This is a genomic window from Flavisolibacter ginsenosidimutans (assembly GCF_007970805.1).
GTDB lineage: Bacteria > Bacteroidota > Bacteroidia > Chitinophagales > Chitinophagaceae > Flavisolibacter > Flavisolibacter ginsenosidimutans.
In genome coordinates this window covers 301,411-321,057 of the sequence record NZ_CP042433.1, presented here as the reverse complement: position 1 = coordinate 321,057, position 19,647 = coordinate 301,411, and the positions used below count along the sequence as shown (strand labels likewise).

Annotated in this window: 14 protein-coding genes; 9 read left to right on the top strand and 5 right to left on the bottom strand. The window is 47.8% G+C overall.

Annotated elements, in window-relative coordinates:
* The first annotated feature begins 158 nt into the window (after nt 1-158).
* From FSB75_RS01160 to FSB75_RS01150, 3 genes are all read left to right on the top strand, one after another.
* Nucleotides 159-923 (top strand): DeoR/GlpR family DNA-binding transcription regulator, encoded by a 765-nt coding sequence (locus tag FSB75_RS01160; RefSeq protein WP_146781613.1) that lies wholly within the window; start codon nt 159-161, stop codon nt 921-923.
* 99 nt (nt 924-1,022) lie between these two features.
* On the top strand, nt 1,023-3,683 hold the full coding sequence (locus FSB75_RS01155) for a YncE family protein (RefSeq protein WP_146781611.1): 2,661 nt from the start codon (nt 1,023-1,025) through the stop codon (nt 3,681-3,683).
* Between the two features lie 176 nt (nt 3,684-3,859).
* Nucleotides 3,860-4,153: a hypothetical protein gene (locus FSB75_RS01150; RefSeq protein WP_146781610.1), complete on the top strand. Its 294-nt coding sequence runs from the start codon at nt 3,860-3,862 to the stop codon at nt 4,151-4,153.
* Nucleotides 4,154-4,613: 460 nt separating this feature from the next.
* Here FSB75_RS01150 and FSB75_RS21730 read toward each other — a convergent pair whose 3' ends face one another.
* Nucleotides 4,614-5,768, bottom strand: coding sequence for a L,D-transpeptidase family protein (locus FSB75_RS21730; protein WP_172623028.1), 1,155 nt, complete (start codon nt 5,766-5,768; stop codon nt 4,614-4,616).
* Nucleotides 5,769-5,921: 153 nt separating this feature from the next.
* Nucleotides 5,922-7,055 (bottom strand): 4-hydroxyphenylpyruvate dioxygenase, encoded by a 1,134-nt coding sequence (gene hppD, locus FSB75_RS01140; protein ID WP_146781608.1) that lies wholly within the window; start codon nt 7,053-7,055, stop codon nt 5,922-5,924.
* Between the two features lie 140 nt (nt 7,056-7,195).
* Here hppD and FSB75_RS01135 point away from each other — a divergent pair, with 140 nt between their 5' ends.
* On the top strand, nt 7,196-7,687 hold the full coding sequence (locus tag FSB75_RS01135) for a PH domain-containing protein (protein WP_146781607.1): 492 nt from the start codon (nt 7,196-7,198) through the stop codon (nt 7,685-7,687).
* Here FSB75_RS01135 and FSB75_RS01130 read toward each other — a convergent pair.
* A complete protein-coding gene (locus tag FSB75_RS01130; protein ID WP_146781605.1) occupies nt 7,681-8,940 on the bottom strand; it encodes an erythromycin esterase family protein in 1,260 nt (419 codons plus the stop codon). The two genes, FSB75_RS01135 and FSB75_RS01130, sit on opposite strands and share 7 nt — an antisense overlap.
* 95 nt (nt 8,941-9,035) lie before the next feature.
* Between FSB75_RS01130 and FSB75_RS01125 the strand changes: the two genes are divergently transcribed.
* The 5 genes from FSB75_RS01125 (at nt 9,036) to purE (ending at nt 16,490) form a co-directional block, all read left to right on the top strand.
* Nucleotides 9,036-10,157, top strand: coding sequence for a 5-(carboxyamino)imidazole ribonucleotide synthase (locus tag FSB75_RS01125; protein ID WP_146781603.1), 1,122 nt, complete (start codon nt 9,036-9,038; stop codon nt 10,155-10,157).
* A 217-nt stretch (nt 10,158-10,374) separates the two neighbouring features.
* A complete protein-coding gene (locus tag FSB75_RS01120; RefSeq protein WP_146781601.1) occupies nt 10,375-11,508 on the top strand; it encodes an efflux RND transporter periplasmic adaptor subunit in 1,134 nt (377 codons plus the stop codon).
* Nucleotides 11,509-11,524: 16 nt separating this feature from the next.
* A complete protein-coding gene (locus FSB75_RS01115) occupies nt 11,525-14,632 on the top strand; it encodes an efflux RND transporter permease subunit (RefSeq protein ID WP_146781599.1) in 3,108 nt (1,035 codons plus the stop codon).
* Between the two features lie 4 nt (nt 14,633-14,636).
* Complete coding sequence (locus tag FSB75_RS01110) at nt 14,637-15,950, top strand: TolC family protein (RefSeq protein ID WP_172623027.1); 1,314 nt, start codon at nt 14,637-14,639, stop codon at nt 15,948-15,950.
* Nucleotides 15,951-15,989: 39 nt separating this feature from the next.
* Nucleotides 15,990-16,490, top strand: coding sequence for a 5-(carboxyamino)imidazole ribonucleotide mutase (purE, locus tag FSB75_RS01105; RefSeq protein WP_146781594.1), 501 nt, complete (start codon nt 15,990-15,992; stop codon nt 16,488-16,490).
* On the opposite strand, the gene bshC is transcribed toward purE, so the two are convergent.
* Nucleotides 16,487-18,085, bottom strand: a complete 1,599-nt coding sequence (gene bshC, locus FSB75_RS01100; RefSeq protein WP_146781592.1) for a bacillithiol biosynthesis cysteine-adding enzyme BshC — start codon at nt 18,083-18,085, stop codon at nt 16,487-16,489. The two genes, purE and bshC, sit on opposite strands and share 4 nt — an antisense overlap.
* A gap of 23 nt (nt 18,086-18,108) precedes the next feature.
* Nucleotides 18,109-19,620, bottom strand: coding sequence for an aldehyde dehydrogenase (NADP(+)) (locus FSB75_RS01095; RefSeq protein WP_227990737.1), 1,512 nt, complete (start codon nt 19,618-19,620; stop codon nt 18,109-18,111).
* Between the last annotated feature and the right edge of the window lie 27 nt (nt 19,621-19,647).

Genomic DNA, 19,647 nt, shown 5'->3' with positions numbered 1-19,647 from the left:
GAAAAAAGACTCTGTAAACATTTTTAAATTGAAAGAAATAAAAAGCAATAATTATAGCCTGTATTCGAAACGATAAAGGCATGAGCTTGGACCAGAACCGGTTTTAAAGTTATCTTGCAAACGGTTTAAAAATCTTTCTTTAACGGCAAATCGTTTTCATGACCATCACAGAACGACATCAGGCCATTTTAAAACAGTTGCAGGAAACAGGCCGTGTGGACATTCAGAAATTGAGCGAGAATTTGCAGGTAACCGGCGTCACCATTCGTAAAGATTTAAAGTTGCTGGAAGAACGCAACCTTCTTTTTCGTACCAAAGGAGGCGGTTCACTGCAAAACCCTTATGCCAGCGAACGGCCCATTAACGAAAAAGAATTTATCAACGTGGATCAAAAGCGAAAGATTGCAAAAGCCGCTCTTCCGCTTACCACGCAAACCGATTCCATCATCATCGGTTCGGGCACGACGGTTTACGAACTGTCGCGTTGTCTTTCGCCAACCAAGCACCTGATTGTGATTACACCGGCTTTGAAAGTGGCCCTTGAGCTGCACAATCGTCCAAATGTAGAGGTGTTGCAATTGGGCGGGCTGATCCACCAAAGTTCTGCGTCCGCTGCAGGCACTTTTGCCGAATTGATATTGGATCACATTTCCTGCGACGTTTTGTTTTTGGGTGCCGACGGTATTGACCCGGATTTCGGCATCTCCATTACCAATTTAAACGAAGCCAGCCTGAACCAAAAAATGATAAACGTAGCCCGCAAAGTGGTCATTATGGCCGACGGCTCAAAATTCGGGAGAAGAGGCCTGGGCCGTGTCTGCAACCTGGACACTGTGCAAAGTATTATTACCGATAGCGGTGCTCCGGCCGAATCCGTTAAGGCGCTGGAAGAAAGAGGAATTAACGTGGTGATAGCGGATTGAAATCCTGCTGGCACAAAGAATTTTAGAATCAATTAAAGACATTTCTCATTCAAAACAAACACAGTGTCCCTACTGTGGGTTTGTTTTTATTTTACTCGTATGAAAAGATACCAGGCTCATTACCGGCTTTTCCTTGTACTGATTGCTTTTTGCGCTTGCCGGTCATCCCGCGTTTATCAAAGCTCCGTTTCGGATGCAAACGACTATCACAGTTCGTACGACGACACGACGCTGACGGTAGACAACGCATCGGTGCTGATGCCTTATAACCGTTTCATTGATCCGGCGGGCACTGTTATTCGCTTTGGCAAAACATCGTTGGAAAACCACAGCCTTGATTGCGTATTGACGCCGGACGAAAAAACCTTAATTGTAGAAGACCGCTACGGCCTTGCGTTTATAGAGGTTCGCTCGAACCAACTCCTCTACCACCTTGATTATACCGACAATGCTTCTTACAAAAGTTTGATGAGTACTTACTCCGGTCTGAAGGTTTGGCAAAGCGAAGACGGACCGCATATTTTTTGGGGCGCCGCCAATCCTTCCAACAAAACATCCTTCGTGATGGATGCGGTTTGGGACGGAAAGAAGGCCACAATAAAAGAAGCCATTCCGTTCAAAGCCCTTGCCCCCGCGCCCATGTCTTTACCCAATGATATCGCGATTCGTAAAGAAGGCAATGAAACGTTTTTATTCGTGGTGCTCAACGGCAACAGCCAATTGGCCAAGCTTAATTTGAAAGACAAAAAAACAGTGTGGACGACAGCCTCCGGCATGGCGCCTTTTGGCCTTGCGCTAACCCAAACCAAAGCTTACGTAAGCAATTGGGCCGGCGCTGTTCCGGTTGATGCATCAAAGGAAACCGCCGGCATCCCTTACGCAAAAGTTTACGTGGACCCAAGGACAGGCGCTACATCATCGGGTACGGTTTCGGTAATTGACTTGGCAACGGGCAAAGTAGAAACAGAGATTGAAGTGGGGCTTCATCCCAACAGCATCATCGCGAGCAAGGACGGCCGTTATGTTTATGTGGCCAACGGAAACAGCGACAACATTTCCATTATCAACACAGCCGCCAACAAAGTTGTCAATACGGTTTCGGTGAAGTTGAACGAAGCCTCGCCATTTATTGGCGATTCGCCAAACGCGTTGGCGCTTTCGCCCAATGAAAGCATACTCTATGTATCAAATGGAATGAACAATGCCGTAGCGGTAATGAAACTTTCGGAGGGCGGAAGCAAAGCATTGATTGAAGGCTTTATTCCCACTGAAGCTTACCCGGCAGGCCTGGTGGCAACAGACAAAACTCTTTTCGTCGCCAACCTTGAAGGCGAAGGCGCAAGAGCCAGTACAACCAAAACTTACGGTTCACACCAGCAGGAAGCAACGATTTCTATCATACCCGTTCCCGATAAAAACGCATTGAAATCTTACTCGACAAGAGTTGAAAAAAGCAACCTGCTTTTTCGCACGAAGCTTTCGCAGTTAACGCCGCGAAAAAACACTGGACCCAAACCTGTGCCCGAGCGAATTGGCGAACCTTCTGTGTTCAAGCACGTGCTGTACGTCATCAAGGAAAACAAAACCTACGACCAGGTAATGGGCGATGTAGCCGCAGGTAACGGAATAAAGTCGCTTTGCATTTATGGCGACAGCATTACGCCGAACCAACACCGTTTAGTTAAAGATTTTTTGCTGCTGGACAATTATTACGTTGCCGGCAAATCATCGGCCGAAGGCCACTCCTGGACCGACGCCGCCATCGTTACCGATTACGTGGAGAAGAATGTTCGCGCCTGGTTTCGCAGCTATCCGCACGTGCTGGCCGATGCGCTGGTGTACAACAAAGCCGGTTTTATATGGAACAACGCACTGGATCACGGAAAAACCGTGCGCATTTACGGCGAGGCTTGCACACCCACTTGGAAGGCAGGCTTAGGGTGGAAAGAATTTTACGATTTGTACAAAGAAGGCAAGCCCATCTCGTTTACGAATCATTCGACCATTTCAAGAGTTGAGCCGGTTCTCTCCCCTGCTTATCCCTGCTTCGAAGGACAAAATTTTAATGATCAAATAAGAGCCGATGCCTTTATAAAAGAATTGCACGATTTCGAAAAGATGCCGGGAGATCAATTGCCGCAATTGATGGTGATGGCTTTACCGGCCGATCATACAGCAGGAATGCGCGAAGGATTTCCTACGCCAAGGGCGATGGTGGCCGATAATGATCTCGCACTCGGACGGATTTTAGAGGCGTTAACCAAAAGCCGCTTCTGGGATTCAACGGTGGTGTTTGTAACCGAGGATGATTCGCAATCAGGTTGGGATCACGTGTCCGCCTACCGCACCACGGCTTTCATCATCAGTCCTTATTCACGCTTACAAAAAACAGTTCATACCAATTACAACCAAACCTCCATGGTGCGCACCATCGAACAAATTCTTGGCTTGCCGCCAATGAACGTTGTGGACGCGACCGCGCTGCCTATGTTCGATTGCTTTACAGGAACCTTTAACAAAACGCCGTACGCATTTATAAAGAACAATATTCCGCTCAACGAAATGAACAAACCCGCAAGCACCTTGAAGGGCAAAGCCAAACGCTATACAGAGCTGTCCGGCTCAGCGGAACTGGCGAAGATTGACAGCGGCAACGACGATTTGCTGAACCGTATTTTATGGTTTGACGCAATGGGCAACAAACCCTATCCCAAGAAGATGACTTTGTCCAAAAATCGGCGCGAACCAGACAATGATTAAAAGAACGAATATGACTGTCGGTCGTGCTTAATTTTGTTTCCGGATGGCTTTCATTTCCCCAATCCGTTACCCAATCGCCCCTTCTGCTGGCTTGTTTCACTGTGTTTCACCGCGGTTTTATCAGCGGATATCGTTGGCACAAAAACTGCTAAATCAATATATGTAATGCCGCTTATATGGTTACAACAGCAAGTTTTTACCGGTTAAATTACCTGCAGCAAGCCGACTTGATTATGCAACACGGTCTTTTTCTCCAAACACGCAAAGAAGGAAACTTCGTCATTGACCTTTACGAATTACACGACTTGTTGATTGAAATCTTTTACCAGAATGAAACGGAAGAACCGGTTTCGGTGATGGCTTACAACACAGCGGAAAAACTTAAAACCCTGCATTCGGGTAATCTGCAACCACGGCTTGTTATAAGAAAGGACAGCGACAATCTTAGAGAAGGGAATTATGCAGCTTGACGCAAACAGTGAAAAACACATAAAAACAATCCCGCCTTTCGGCGGGATAATTATTTCAGGCGGGTTCATGGTAGCGTTGTCCGGATTTTCATTTCGTTGGACGCCTGTAGCTTTCAGTAGGATTGGACTGGGCTTTTCAGGATACGTGATCAAAAACGGGCTTCAATAGATACTGGATTAAACGTGGTTCTCAGGACGTTGGATTTATATCGGTTTTCAATAGGAAAGAAGTTAGTCTCGGCTTTTCTCAGGTATTGGTTTTGATTGTTTGACAGAACAAAAATAGTATGGCCAAGCTTGCTGGGCAATGGCAGTTTTGCCCTAATTTTTTCGTATGATTATTATACCGGGAAGGGTAAAGCAACGAAGAAATAAACTGCAATTTCCCCTTCTCTTCTTCGTAGAATTACGCATACAAAAAAGCAGCTTTAGGCTGCTTTGCTATTCCTTCCTTCTTGTTTTATTTCGACACAACAAAACTTTGTCGGAGCTTTTTTGCAACGGGCTTGCCGTCCAGTATAGCAGGCTCCCATTGCGGCATTTGTTCAAGTACGGTTATCAGGTCGTCATCAAAAGCCTCGTTTACTCCCTGAATCATTTTAAAGTTTGTGGGCACACCGTCCGTATCAACAATAAATTCAACAACCACATTGGCTTTGGTCACGCCCTGTGGCAAAGACGCGGAAACGCTTTTGCCCAATTGATCCAGGTATTTTAAAAAAGCCTGTCCGCCGCCCTGAAACTGCGGCCATTGCAATACCACATCGACCAATTGCGTGATGACCCGTTGACGGTGATGCACAGAAGCTTTCCTGGGTTTTGCCACCGGTTGTGCAGCCTGGATTTTTTTGGTCAGGCCGTCAAACTGATATTCTCCCTGATTGTCGGTCATGATAACCGGCAACTGGTGCGTGGCTTCAAAGTGGTCGTAAACAGCCTCCAGTTTTGACGCAAAGATTTTAAGCTTTTCGTCCTTTTTGGTCAACTCGGCAAGATAGTCAGCGCTTCGTCTGTTGCTATATCGAACGGGAAAAATGTGCACAGGAATAAAGTCCTGCCCGGAACTTTTTGCGTGAGCGGCCAACGTGTAAAGTTCTTCAATTTGCTGGTCGTTGATGGGAATGCACCCCACTGTTACGCAATTGCCGTGAATGTAAATGTCACCGCCCGGCCGTACCGGATCAGATAGAATTCTATCCGATGTATTTGGATAATTGATGCCGAGCGACAAATAATAATTACTGTTGGGATTAAACTCGTTGATGTAATAAAAACCTTCGGGCACCTGGTAATCGCCTTCCATGCGCTTGGGACCAAGTGATCCAGCCATGGCGCAAACGCGGTACGTTTTAAATAGTTTGAACGGCTCTTTGCGGCCGTTGCTAACCCACACTTCCAGTTGTCCGTCGTACTTGAACGAGCGGATGTACATAAACTTCACCGGCCACTGCAATCCTTTGGCAAGAAACTGCTTTTGCAGCGTATCCAATTTGTTTTGCATGGCAACAGAGGGCCGCGAAAAGCCGCGCTGAAAATCAACAAAGGAAGCCTGCGTGCCTTGCCCGAAGCTGTAAAAAGAAAAGCAAAGAAAAATACTCAATACAAGGGTTCTCATTCCGCGACTGCTTTAGGGTGGAAAGTTCTGCGTTTCTGTGCAAAGAAAAATTCAAAAATCGGCAAGGGTGGTTAATCAGTTGATTAGTGAAGCAGTTGATTGGTTAACGGCGGTTGTTTTTGGTCTTACCAATCTCACTAATCAACCGATCAACTAAAGATTGCCCCGCTCGGCTTGTTCTCTTTCGATGGCTTCAAACAAAGCTTTAAAATTGCCTTTGCCAAAACTCTTGGCGCCTTTGCGCTGGATGATTTCAAAGAAAAGCGTCGGCCGGTCTTCCACGGGTTTGGAGAAGAGTTGCAACAGGTAGCCTTCGTTATCACGATCCACTAAAATACCCAGTTCCTTTAACGGCTCAAGGTCTTCGTCTATTGCCCCTACCCTGTCCAATAAATCGTCGTAATAAGTAGTTGGCACTTGCAAAAACTCAACGCCGCGGCTCTTTAATTCACGCACCGTTGCCACAATATCGTTTGTAGCAAGCGCCACGTGCTGCACGCCTTCACCGTCGTAGAATTCAAGGTATTCTTCCACTTGCGATTTCTTCTTTCCTTCGGCGGGTTCGTTGATGGGAAACTTCACATAGCCGTTGCCGTTACTCATTACTTTGCTCATCAGTGCCGAATACTCCGTTGAAATGTCGTTGTCGTCAAAGGACAAAATGTTGCGAAAGCCCATCACCTCTTCGTAAAATTTCACCCAAGGATTCATCTGGTTCCAACCCACGTTGCCCACGCAATGATCCACGTACAAAAGGCCGGTGTCCTTTGGCACAAAATGCGGATTGCTCCAGGCACGAAAGCCCGGCATAAACGCGCCGCTGTAAGCTTTTCGTTCAACAAAAAGATGCACCGTATCGCCGTAGGTGTGAATGCCGCTGAGCACCACTTCGCCGTCCTTGTCTTGGAGCCGCTTCGGTTCGAGATAACTCTTGCCGCCGCGTTTTGTGGTTTCTTCCCAGGCCGCTGTTGCATCATCTACCCGCAGGGCTAAAAACTTAACACCGTCGCCATGCTTATAAATATGGTCGGCTATTTCGTTGTTTGAACGAAGCGGAGTCGTTAAAACAAAGGTCAGTTTGTGCTGGCGCACCGCGTAGCTCACTTTCTCCTTATCGCCTGTTTCAGGGCCGCTGTAACCAAGGGCCTGAAAACCGAAGGCACTCATGTAATAATGCGCCGCCTGCTTGGCATTGCCTACGTAAAATTCCACGTAATCGGTTCCCTGAAGCGGGAGAAAATCGGTTGTTGTTTGCGGTGATTTCTTTTGGGCTGTGATTGTGTTCATATTGCAAGATTTTCATTTTTACTGCAGAAAAGAAGAAGGCAACGACGGAAACCAATTGTCGGTTTGCTGTTTAGATGTCTCTCTTCTTAGCAATTCGTTGCGTACAAATTTAGCTAACTTGGCACGACAAATTTTTATTCATGGAACCTGAAGTAACCGTTCACGAATGCAATCCGTCGCAGATTGTGAACCTGAAGAACTTTGTGTTTGCCTTTCTTGGCTTTGCGGCCATAATCGCCTTGACAATCATAACCGGCAAAAAAATTTTGCTGCTGCTGTTACTCGCTCCTGTCATTTATGCTTTTTGGAAATGGGTGGAAGTAACGTCCACCAAGCTTACCTTGACCGACCAGCGGCTCATCATCCGCTCCGGCGTGTTTACCAAAATCACCAACGAAACAGAGTTATACCGCGTAAGAGATACGTCGATTGAAGAACCATTTTTCTACCGCTTGTTTGGCGTGGGAAATGTGATTATTTACAGCACCGACGAAGCCGAAGGAAAACTCCATTTCAACGCTTACAACAAACCGCATTGGATTAAAGACCAGGTTCGCAACAATGCCGAAGTTTGCCGCCAACGCAAACGCTGGGGCACTGATAATGTTTTAATCCACGACCTCAATCAGTAATTAAACGGGTACGTCTCCGGCATTTTTTTATCGTGTGGCTTTAAGTGTAGCGGGTGCAAAGCCCTTGTTTCGTCCAGATAAATAAAGGCATCGTAACGGTTAGCCATCACCGACGGAACGTAATTGCCGTAGCGTTCGGCCTGCGGATTGTACACCACGCCAATCGCTCTGTGGCGAATAGCTGTACCGTACATTGAACGTATGTCTTCCGTATTAAAAAGCAGGTAACGGTCTTCTTTGTTTTCGCGGTGCAGGCTGTGCTCTACGCTGCCTTCTCTTGCCTCCGGCACATCCATCACTTGCATGGGTGCGCCCCATTCGTCGCCGGCAATCACCGTTCCTGTGTACGAACCAAAACCGGCCAAATAAACCTTGTTGATGCCGTATTCCTCCCGTGCCAATTGGCCAATGTTTACCATGCCGGCACGCTTCATGTCTGTTGCCCTTGCGTCGCCAATGTGCGTGTTGTGTTCCCACACAATTCCTTTTGCGCCGTTGCCGTGAAATTTCAACAAGCGGTCAAGCGTTTCCATCATGTGCCGGTCGCGAACGTTCCAGCTTTCGTTGTCGAAGCTTATCATGGTTGTATAGTACTTCTCTGCATTCACGGCAATCAACGCATTTTGTTCGGTGTTAAATCCGGCTTCGCGGTCGCCGTCCAAAAACTGCGCTTTGGTGCGAATTTCTTTCAACAGCGCAAGCACCTTGTCACGGCAGGAATGTTCGGTTAGCGAATACCTTGCGTAAGCCTGCTCGTTTTCCTCAAAAGGCTCAAAACATTTGATGGCCTTTTTTACCGATTGCGCCGCCTGCGGATCTTCTTTTTCCAGGTAATCCATCATGGCGTACATGCTGTCCCAAAGACTGTAAACATCAAGCCCATAAAAGCCGACTTTTTTATTCAGGGGCTTTGTTGCGTTGTGTTCTTTCAACCATTCTGCCAATGCCGCCACTTCCCAATTCGCCCACATCCACGTGGGCCAGCGGTCGAAATTATGCAGCACTTCGCTGATGTTGTCGCCGCCGTCTTTGTAGCCTTTTACGTAACGGTTGATTTTGTAACAATCCGGCCAGTCACCTTCCACGGCAATAAAGTTGAAACCCTTTTCCTGGATCAAACGTTTGGAAATGGCCGTGCGCCAGGTGTAAAATTCGTGTGTGCCGTGAGAAGCTTCGCCAAGCATTACCACGGGGCGATCACCAATGTCGTCAAGCAAAGCATCGAGGTCGACCGCAGAAGCAAGTGTATGCATAAAACCCGTTTACGACAGCGCATCAAGTCCTGCGCCACATTGAAGAAGCCCGAAGATTTGTTTCCGGCAAACCTTGTTGCCTTTACATTTGCGCCATGCAAAAAGTAGGTATCCTTGGCGGCGGACAATTGGGCAGAATGTTGTTGCAGGCCGCGGCAAATTATCCCGTGGAAACGCACGTGCTGGAAGCCGACGATGATTGTCCGGCGGCTCATTTATGCCGGTATTTCGTAAAAGGCAGCATCCGCGATTTTGACACCGTTTACAATTTTGGAAAATCGCTTGATGCCGTAACCATAGAAATCGAAAACGTAAACATTGAGGCCCTGGAAAAACTGGAAAGCGAAGGCGTGAAAATTTTTCCAAAGCCTTCCGTGCTACGAATTATTAAAAACAAGGCAGCGCAAAAAAAATATTATTCCCAACACAGCATACCCACGGCAGCCTATTCCATTCTTTCGCACCGCAATGAAATCGCTTTGCACCAACACCTTTTGCCCGCCGTGCAAAAATTAGCCGAAGGCGGCTACGACGGGAAAGGCGTTGAAATAATTGAAAGCCTTAACGATGCGCACAAAGGTTTTGAAGAAGAAAGCGTGCTGGAAAAAAAAGTAAGGCTCAAAAAAGAAGTGGCGCAAATCGTGGCCGTAGGTCAGGACGGAAAAACCGCTTTGTATCCGCCGGTGGAAATGATCTTCAACAAAGATTTAAACCTGCTGGATTACCAGCTTTCTCCCGCCGACATTTCGCAAAAGGTATTGTGGAAAGTGGAAGCTATTGCGCTGTCGGTTGTTCGCAACTTCGGCTCGCCGGGATTGTTCGCCGTTGAATTGTTCGTGGATGAAAATGACGACGTGCTGGTGAACGAAACCGCGCCGCGGGTGCACAACAGCGGACACCATACCATTGAAGCACATTACAGTTCGCAGTTTGACATGCTGTGGCGCATTCTTCTCGGCTATCCGCTGGGCAATACAAAAGCCATTTTTTCTTCAGCCATGATCAACCTTGTGGGCAGCGAAGGTTACAGCGGTCCGGCCAAATACGAAGGGTTAAACGACGTACTGCAAATTGATAACGCCTTCGTTCACATTTACGGCAAAACGCATACAAAACCGGGGCGAAAAATGGGGCACGTTACCGTGATCAGCGCCGAAAAAGCAGACCTTGTTCACAAAGCGAACAAGGTAAAACAACTGCTGAAGGTGGTGTCTTAAGTTCACTTGTTCACGGGTTCACTTGTTCGTCTTAAACGATTGAAGCGGCCTTCTGGTTTCGGACACCGACTTATGAACTTGTGAACAAGTGAACAAGTCAACACGTGAACTTTCCCTCACGTTAATTATGGTTAACGGATAACTCCTCCGCACAACATTAACGCCGTTCCGCAAAGCATTCCTGATTACTTTTGCGCCTTAAGCCATGCAACCCCGAATGAACTTAAATCGCATTACGCTCAACCTTATCCTTAGCCTCGGCCTTTTTCTTTTTTTCTCCTGTAGTTCTACCGAACGCAAAAAAGAAGCGCAACAAACGCAAAAAGGAGGCGGTACGCAACGGCCACCCGTTCGGGCAGAAGCCATAACCGTGGCCACCACAACTCTTCTTGACAACATCGAAATTCCGGGCTCTATTTCCGCCACCGAAGCCACCGAAATTCACCCGGAGGTTGCGGGCCTTATTACCGGCATCTATTTTAAAGAAGGCGCTTATGTAAGCAAAGGCACTACGCTGTTTAGATTGAATGATGCCGACCTGCAGGCGCAGTTACGCAAACTTCAGGTGCAGCAAAAAATTGCACGGCAAAACGAAAGCCGTTCGGCAGAGCTTTTAAAAATCGGCGGCATCAGCCAACAGGACTACGAAGCCACGCAATTGCAAACAAGCAATACCGCCGCAGACATGGCCGTTGTACAAACACAAATTGCCAAAACCATTGTGCGTGCACCCTTTAGCGGCAAGATTGGTTTTCGGATGGTGAGTGTAGGCGCTTATGTAAGTCCCGCAACGGTAATGACGACCATTAGCCAAACAGGTAATTTGAAAGTTGATTTCACCGTTCCGGAGAAATACATTCCGCAAATACGCACCGGCCAGTTCGTAAACTTCACGGTAGAAGGCGTGAGCAAAAAATTTACCGGGCGAATTGTGGCTACGCAATCGAACATCACCGAAAACACAAGAACGCTGGGTGTGCGTGCCGCCGTGCAAGGCGATACGAAAGGATTGACACCGGGCGGCTTTGCAAAGGTGACGCTGGATTTTGCTCCCGACCCGAATGCGATCATGATTCCCACACAGGCGGTGATACCACAGGCAAGAGGAAAGAAAGTTTATTTGTACAAAGGCGGCATTGCAAAATTTACTGACGTGGAAACCGGTGTCCGCGATTCGGCTAACGTTCAAATTACAAAAGGCTTGAACCCCGGTGATACGGTTTTGCTTACCGGCTTGCTTAGTTTGAGGCCAGATGCGAAAGTTGTTTTGTCGAAATTGAACAACAAACCCGTAAAGGGCCCGAACGCACAGGCAAAAGATTCAACCAAGGCCGCTGCTGCCAAACCTTAACCTTTAACAGAGGCGCATGAATATTTCTGAATTAAGCATACGAAGGCCCGTTCTTGCCATCGTCTTCAACATCATCATCGTTGTGTTTGGCGTCATCGGTTTTAAGTTTTTGGGCGTTCGCGATTATCCCGCCATTGATCCGCCCAACATCAACGTCAGCACATCCTACGGCGGCGCCAATCCGGACATCATCGAAACGCAAATCACCGAGCCGTTGGAGAAAGCCATCAACGGCGTTGCGGGCATTAAAAACATTACCTCGAGCAGCAGCCAGGGACGCAGCAACATCAACGTTGAATTTGACCTGAGCGTTGATTTGGAAACGGCGGCCAACGACGTCCGCGACAAAGTTTCGCAAGCTTCGCGTTCGCTGCCCAACGATCTGGACGCACCGCCGGTTGTATCAAAAGCCGATGCGTCGAGCGACCCGATTATTTCCATGACGGTGCAAAGCAACACCCGCAACCAATTGGAGGTAACGGAATACGCCAACAACGTTTTAGTAGAACGTTTGCAAACCATTCCCGGCGTAAGCGGCATTCAAATCTGGGGCGAGAAACGCTACGCCATGCGCATTTGGTTCGACCCGAAAAAGCTTTCGTCTTACAGCCTCACTCCTGCCGATGTTCAAGCCGCACTGGCCCGCGAAAACGTGGAACTTCCGAGCGGCAAGCTGTCGGGAAATACAACCGAATTAATTGTGCGCACTTTTGGCCAATTGAATACCGAAGAGGAGTTCAACAACATCATCATTAAAACCCAAAACGGCAGCGACATCCGCGTTCGCGACATCGGCGAAGCCGTACTTGGGCCCGAGAACGAAGAGAGTTCCCTGCGTGAAAGCAACATCCCGATGATTGCGCTTGCCATCATTCCGCAGCCCGGTTCCAACTACGTTTCCATCTCGGATGAATTTTACAAACGCCTCGATCAATTAAAGAAAGAAATCCCCGCCGACTTCACGCTGAACATTGCGCTTGACCAAACAAAATTTATCAAGAACTCCATTTCGGAAGTGGAAGAAACCCTGGCCATTTCCTTCATCCTCGTGGTGGTCATCATTTACCTTTTCTTCCGCGACTGGGCCATTGCCTTTCGCCCGCTGATTGACATCCCGGTGTCGTTGATCGGCGCTTTCTTCATCATGTACATCTGCGGCTTCACCATCAACGTGCTCACGCTGCTTGCCATCGTGCTGGCAACAGGCTTGGTGGTGGACGACGGCATTGTGGTGACGGAAAACATTTTCAAAAAAATGGAAGGCGGCATGAACAAATACAAGGCTGCCGTTGCCGGTTCAAAAGAAATTTACTTTGCCGTTATCGCTACTTCCATAACGCTGGCCGTGGTGTTTTTACCCATCATCTTTTTGCAGGGCTTTGTCGGACGACTGTTCCGCGAGTTCGGCATCGTGGTGGCCGGTGCGGTTTTGATTTCCGCTTTCGTATCACTCACGCTTACGCCGGTGCTGAACGTAAAGCTGACCAGAAACGTGCACAAGCACTCGTGGTTTTACCGCAAAAGCGAACCGTTTTTCCGCGGTATGGAGAACGGTTACAAGGCACTGCTTACGGGCTTTATGCGGGTGCGCTGGATTGCCTTTGTCATCGTTGCCATCTGTGGTATCATCATTTATTTTATTGGCGGATCGTTGCAGTCCGAACTGGCGCCGATGGAGGACCGCAGCCAGTTTCGTTTGCAGATTACAGCTCCTGAAGGAAGCTCGTACGAATACACCGATGCCTACATTGACAAGATAACAAACCTTGTGTTGGATTCTGTTCCGGAAAAACGAACGGTGTTGTCGCTGACCGCGCCGGGTTCTTCGGGCGGTGCCGCCAACTCAGGTTTTGTGCGGGCTACGCTGGTTGATGCAAAGGACCGCAACCGTTCGCAAAAAGAAATCGTCGCCATGATCAACCGCAACCTTCCAAAGTTCAGCGAAGGACGGGCCGTGGCTATCGAAGAACAAACCATTCAGCAAAACCGCCGCGGCGGACAGCCGGTTCAGTTTGTGATTCAAAACAACGACTTCGACAAGCTGGCCAAAGTGCTGCCACGCTTTTTGGAAGAGGTGAACAAAAGCAACGTGTTGATGCAAGCCGACGCAGATTTAAAATTCAACAAGCCCGAACTGCGCATTGAAGTTGACCGCTTAAAAGCTTCGCAGCTTGGCGTATCCGTACAAGACATCTCCAACACCCTGAACCTTGCCCTGAGCAACAGGCGGCTTGGCTATTTTACCAAAGAAGGAAAGCAATACCAGGTGCTTGGACAAGTGGCCCGCAACGACCGCGATGACCCAACGGATTTGAAAAACATTTACGTGCGCAACAGTTCAGGCCAAATGATCAGTCTTGATAACGTAGTAAGCTTTACCGAAGCCACCACGCCTTCGACTGTTTACCACTTTAACCGTTTTAAATCAGCCACCATATCTGCAGGGCTACAACCCGGAAAAACCATCGGAGACGGCATTGCCGAAATGGAACGCATTGCAAAGCCTTTGCTTGACGATACCTTTTCAACATCCCTTGCCGGCTCTTCACGTGAATACGCCGAAAGCAGCAGCAACATTGGCTTTGCTTTCTTTTTGGCGCTTGGTTTAATCTTTCTCATTTTGGCCGGGCAATTTGAAAGTTTCATTGATCCGTTCATCATCATGATTACCGTGCCGCTGGCCCTTGCCGGTGCGCTTTTATCGCTGTGGGTGTTTGGGCAAACGCTCAACATCTTTTCCGAAATCGGCATGATCATGCTCATTGGCCTTGTAACCAAGAACGGCATTTTGATTGTGGAGTTTGCCAACCAAAACCGCGAAAAAGGAATGGGCAAAACGGACGCGGCCATTTACGCATCTACCCAACGTTTGCGCCCCATTTTAATGACGTCTCTGGCGATGGCTTTGGGTGCCTTGCCCATTGCGCTGTCGTTGGGCGCAGCAGCCACCAGCCGCATTCCGCTGGGTATTGTCATCATTGGCGGAATCATTTTTTCACTTGTCTTAACCTTGTTCGTTATACCGGCCATGTATTCTTATCTTTCATCAAAGCACAAACGAAACCCGCTGGATGAAATGGACAAAGAAAAAGAAGCGGTTGAAGCCGAGAAAGCACGATACTAAACGCATGATGAAACGATTTTTTTTCTTGCTCGTTATTGCCGTCGCAGGCAAAGAGGGACTTGCGCAACAGGATTCGCTGACAGTGGAAGAAGCGGTTGCTTATGCTCTTCGTAACAATTACGACATTCAACTTTCGCGGCAGGATTCGGCCGTTGCGGCTATTAATTACTTGTACCGCAATGCAGGTTTTTATCCGCGGCTGAACGGCAACGGTACCTATCTCGCCAACAACAACAACCAGCGGCAAACGCTTGCCGACGGTTCGGAAAAAGAGCGGAAAGGAATTAAATCCAACAGCCTCACGGCATCAATAAACCTTAACTGGACGGTGTTTGACGGCTTTCGGATGTTTTTGCTACGCAACCAGTTGGACATTGCGGTTGAACAGGGAAATCTTGTGGTGAAGAGTGCCGTCATCAATACCGTGGCAAACGTTGTTACAACCTATTACGACATTGTACGCCAACAGCAGCAACTGCGAAACGTGGAAGAACAAATGCAGTTGGCATCCGACCGCTTGAAATTGGCCCAATACAAATTCGACATCGGCGTTGGCATTAAGCCTGATGTGCTGCAAGCGAAAATTGATTTTAACAACAGCAAAGCCGCGCAGTTAAATCAACTTGCTTTGATTGACCAGCGTCGGCAAACCTTGAATGAATTGATGAATACCGCTCCTTCGGTTAATTACAAAGTTTCCGACACCATTCCCGTGCGAAGCGATTTGGTTTTGGCGGCCCTGTTAAGCAATCTTTCCACACCCGATTTGCAACTGACGAGAGCCAACATTAAAGCAGCGGAATTAAACGTGCGGTTAGTAAAGGCGCAACGTTATCCCACCGTTTCGCTCATCTCTGCCTATAACTTTAGCCGCACCAGCAACAACCAGGTGATTAATCAATTTTCGCCGCTGTTCAACTTAAACAAAGGATTTAATTACGGCATCACGGCTACGGTCCCAATCCTGAACAACTTTACGGTGCGGCAGCAAATACGGCAAGCCGAACTGACGGTGCGCTACCACGAACTCCAATACGAAAGCCAAACGTCGTTGCTCAACACTAATCTTATAAATTCTTTCCGCAGTTACGAAGCGCAACGCCAAGTAGTGGAAACACTTGACTCAAGCGTAGGCCTTGCGAGAGAAAATTTATTCATCGAACGCGAACGTTACCGCCTGGGAAAAACAACCTTCATTGAACTGCGACAGGCCGAAGAAAATGTTTCCACCACCATCACCAATTTAATTAACGCACGGTATAATTTAAAAGCGGCGGAAACGGAGTTGCTTCGGTTGCGTGGAGATTTGGTGAGATAGCTTCTTGTCTGATGCTTTATTTTCGTTGAAACTTTTTTGATGGCTGAAACAAAACCGCTCGTCGGTATCATCATGGGCAGCGATAGCGATTTAAACGTAATGCAAGCCGCTGCCGACATGCTCACGCAATTCCAAATTGCGTTTGAGCTTACCATTGTTTCCGCACACCGCACGCCACAATGGATGTTTGACTACGCAACGTCGGCGAAAAGCCGTGGCTTAAAAGTGATTGTTGCCGGCGCCGGTGGTGCGGCGCATTTGCCCGGCATGGTGGCTTCGCTTACGACCTTGCCCGTGATTGGCGTGCCCGTCAAATCAAGCAATTCCATTGACGGTTGGGATTCGGTGCTTTCGATTTTACAAATGCCCGGCGGTGTGCCTGTGGCAACCGTTGCGTTAAACGGCGCAAAAAACGCGGGCATTCTTGCGGCGCAAATCATCGGCAGCTTTGACGAAGAAGTGAGCAAACGGATAGCGGATTACAAGCAGTCGTTGAGCGATGAAGTAATGAAGAAGGTGGAGAAAATGAAAACTGTTTAGCCGCGTTCTTCAAGCACTGTGAACTGTTGCTCCAACGTTAATGAGTTATTATACAACTCCTCGATAAAACTTCTTCCCCACTTTGCATAAAACCGGCTAAAATTTTCAACTCTTTCCTGCAAGCCGTTGTTGGGAAAAAGCGTCGCCTTTATTTTGTGCACCTGTGATTGCAAATCCGTGTGCTTGCGCTTTTCGGCGCGAAGCATTTTCTTTTCAAGTTCCTGCAAGGCTTTCAACGAACGTGCCTGTATAGCCGCAACGTGTTGCGATAACGTTGCGTCAACATTTGTTGCCTGCTCTTTAATGCGGCCATAAAGTTCAACGGCAGTTTCAAAATTTCCGTTCAGTGAAACCGGGTGCTCGGCTCTTTCTTTTACAAGCACTTTGATCAGTTCTTCTTCCGGCAAAAAAAGTTGTTGGGTCGAAATGCCGAGGCGTTCAATTTTTTTCTTCCACTTTTCTTCGATAACCAAAAATGAATTGCGCAAGACCAGCACTGGATATGAAACACCGTAGGTCTCAAACAAATCTTTTAATTGAAGCCAATAAGCCAGTTCGCCGCCACCGCCGACAAAAACAAGATTTGGCAAGATTGTTTCCTGGTAAATGCCCCGCAAAATCACGTTCGGACTAAAGCGTTCGGGATGCTCGTTTAATTCGTTTTTTAATTCTTCTTCGGTGAAAGAAATTTCGGTGTTCAGCACAAAGAAGCGGTCCTCTTTTTTTTCAATGCGTTCGCGGATTGAATCTTTCAGGTAAAATAAATTTATCTCACGCGGATAGGCTTGTGCGTGATAGTTTTCACTGATTCTTTCCGATGTTTTCTGCACAATCGAAAATGGTTTGTTGGCAAACAAATCATCGGCAAACAAGTCTTTCATTTGTGCCTTCAACAACGGATGATCGGGAATGAGCACCACAAGTCCGTACGAACCGTACAATTCGTTGATCAGTTCAAACGTTGCGGCCTGAATGGTTTTACCGTTTATGTAAGCCTTCCGCAAAAGTTGGATCACTTCGGCGCCTTTTTCTTCCACACTCAATTGTCCTTCCAGTTCGTCAATCAATTGCACCAAGGTCTTGTCAACTACCATGCGGCCCACCGCGCCGCTTTGTTCTTTCTTCCATTCAATTTTTTTTCCGTCAACGTATGTGTGATTCAACTCAGCAAAGTCCGCATCTTCCGAACCCATGTAATAAACCGGAACAAAACGGTTGGAAGGACATTGTTCGTTCAGGCTTGCCGCGAGTTTGATGACGTGTAAAATTTTGTAGAGAAAATACAAAGGCCCGGTAAACAAATTCGGTTGGTGCGCAGTGGTAATCGTAAACGTATTGGAAGACAAAAGGCTTTCAATGTTCTGCTGCACGGTTGCCGAAGCATTCATGCCTTCGTATTGCTGCTTTAATACGCTGACCAACATCTCACGGTCGATCGCTTTTCCGCTTCGTTCTTTCAGCTTTTCCCGAATGCCTTCAAGTGTTGGCGGCTGACCGTAAAAGGGACGCAAGGATTCCGTGCCGCCGAGATAGCCTGTTACAATTTTCGAAAAGCTCGTGGTTTGGTTGTAAGGGATGTGTTTTGCAGCAAACATGCCGTAAAATTATAGTGCGGTCTTTAATCGGCGTTAACCGGATCTTTGCTTAGCACATTATTAACGGTGCGCCAAAGGCCGAGCGGGTTTTCATTCTTCAGTTCATCAGGCAGAAGATCGTTGTTCCAGTTTTGAAAACACAAAGGCCGTGCAAAACGTTTGATGCCGTCGGCGCCGACAGCGGTAAAACGACTGTCGGTGGTAGCGGGATACGGGCCGCCGTGTTGCATGCTCAACGCCACTTCCACACCCGTGGGTACGCCGTTAAAAACAAAGCGTCCGCATTTTTCTTTCAATGCGTCAATCAATTCAGAATTTTTATTCGCTTCTTCATCGGTTGCCATCAACGTGCAGGTTAATTGGCCTTCGATTGCTTTTGCCACTTCCAACATCTCTTCCTTTGTTGCACATTCAACCAACAAAGAATAAGGGCCAAAAACTTCTTTGTGCAAAAGAGTATTTTGTAAAAATTGTTCAGCCGGAACTTCAGCAAGCGTGGGAATGCTTTCGTCTTCTTCAACGTCGGCCTCATTTGTTGCAACAACTACTGCGCCTTCTTCAATTGCTTTTGCCCTGTTCTTTTGAAAACTTTTGGCAATACCGGGATGCAACATTGATGTGGGTGAAGTCTGCTTTATTTGCTCCCCCAAGAATTCTTTGAATTCGTCAAGCACCTTGCTTTTTACGCCTACTAAAATTCCCGGATTTGTGCAAAACTGTCCAACGCTTTGCGTGATGGAAGCCGCCAGCATGGAAGCCAGTTTGCCGGTTTCATTTGCCAATTTTTGGGGCAGGAGAAAAACGGGATTCACGCTGCCCATTTCGGCAAAAACAGGAATGGGTTCATTGCGCTGTGCAGCCAAATCAAACAGGGCTTTGCCACCTTCAAACGAACCCGTAAAGCCAACGGCTTTGGTGAGCGGATGTTGAATCAACGCTTTTCCAACTTCAAAACCCGCACCGTGTAAATGCAAAAAGATGCCTTCGGGCAAGCCTTGTTTCTTGGCGGTTTTTTGAACCGCTGCTGCAACCCGTTCTGATGTTCCGGCGTGTGCGGGATGCGCTTTGATGATGACGGAACAACCAGCCGCCAACGCACAAGCGGTATCGCCGCCGGCCGTGGAATAAGCAAAGGGAAAATTGGACGCCCCGAAGACCACAACAGGGCCAAGCGGCACGAGCATTTTGCGCAAATCAGGCTTCGGCGAATTGCGAGCCTTATCGCCGGTGTCAATGCGCAAGTCAAGCCATGTACCTTCGGCACAGGCATCGGCATACGAAGTCAGTTGAAAAAGTGTGCGATTGAGTTCAACCTTTAGCCGTGCTTCATCAAGGTGTGTTTCTTTTTGCGCAATGGATAACAATTCGGAAGAAATGTTCTTCATTTCTTCGGCCACCGCGTAAAGAAAATTTGCTCTCTCCTTTAGGCTCCGCTTGCCGTAAAGCTGAAAGGCTTTCGCTGATTGAAGCAAGGCTTCGTTTACTTCTTCAACTGTTGCATCAACGTATTTCATGCCGGGATAATTCTTTTGCAAAATTGAAGCTTTTGCACCGCACGAAGA

What these genes read in the sequence shown, in the direction of transcription:
- FSB75_RS01130 (WP_146781605.1), bottom strand. Translation starts at nt 8,940, where the DNA reads ATGCATACACTTGCTTCTGCGGTCGACCTCGATGCTTTGCTTGACGAC.
- purE (WP_146781594.1), top strand. Translation starts at nt 15,990, where the DNA reads ATGGCTGAAACAAAACCGCTCGTCGGTATCATCATGGGCAGCGATAGC.
- FSB75_RS01125 (WP_146781603.1), top strand. Translation starts at nt 9,036, where the DNA reads ATGCAAAAAGTAGGTATCCTTGGCGGCGGACAATTGGGCAGAATGTTG.
- hppD (WP_146781608.1), bottom strand. Translation starts at nt 7,055, where the DNA reads ATGAACACAATCACAGCCCAAAAGAAATCACCGCAAACAACAACCGAT.
- FSB75_RS01135 (WP_146781607.1), top strand. Translation starts at nt 7,196, where the DNA reads ATGGAACCTGAAGTAACCGTTCACGAATGCAATCCGTCGCAGATTGTG.
- FSB75_RS01115 (WP_146781599.1), top strand. Translation starts at nt 11,525, where the DNA reads ATGAATATTTCTGAATTAAGCATACGAAGGCCCGTTCTTGCCATCGTC.
- FSB75_RS01150 (WP_146781610.1), top strand. Translation starts at nt 3,860, where the DNA reads ATGGTTACAACAGCAAGTTTTTACCGGTTAAATTACCTGCAGCAAGCC.
- FSB75_RS01110 (WP_172623027.1), top strand. Translation starts at nt 14,637, where the DNA reads ATGATGAAACGATTTTTTTTCTTGCTCGTTATTGCCGTCGCAGGCAAA.
- FSB75_RS01160 (WP_146781613.1), top strand. Translation starts at nt 159, where the DNA reads ATGACCATCACAGAACGACATCAGGCCATTTTAAAACAGTTGCAGGAA.
- FSB75_RS21730 (WP_172623028.1), bottom strand. Translation starts at nt 5,768, where the DNA reads ATGAGAACCCTTGTATTGAGTATTTTTCTTTGCTTTTCTTTTTACAGC.
- FSB75_RS01155 (WP_146781611.1), top strand. Translation starts at nt 1,023, where the DNA reads ATGAAAAGATACCAGGCTCATTACCGGCTTTTCCTTGTACTGATTGCT.
- bshC (WP_146781592.1), bottom strand. Translation starts at nt 18,085, where the DNA reads ATGTTTGCTGCAAAACACATCCCTTACAACCAAACCACGAGCTTTTCG.
- FSB75_RS01120 (WP_146781601.1), top strand. Translation starts at nt 10,375, where the DNA reads ATGAACTTAAATCGCATTACGCTCAACCTTATCCTTAGCCTCGGCCTT.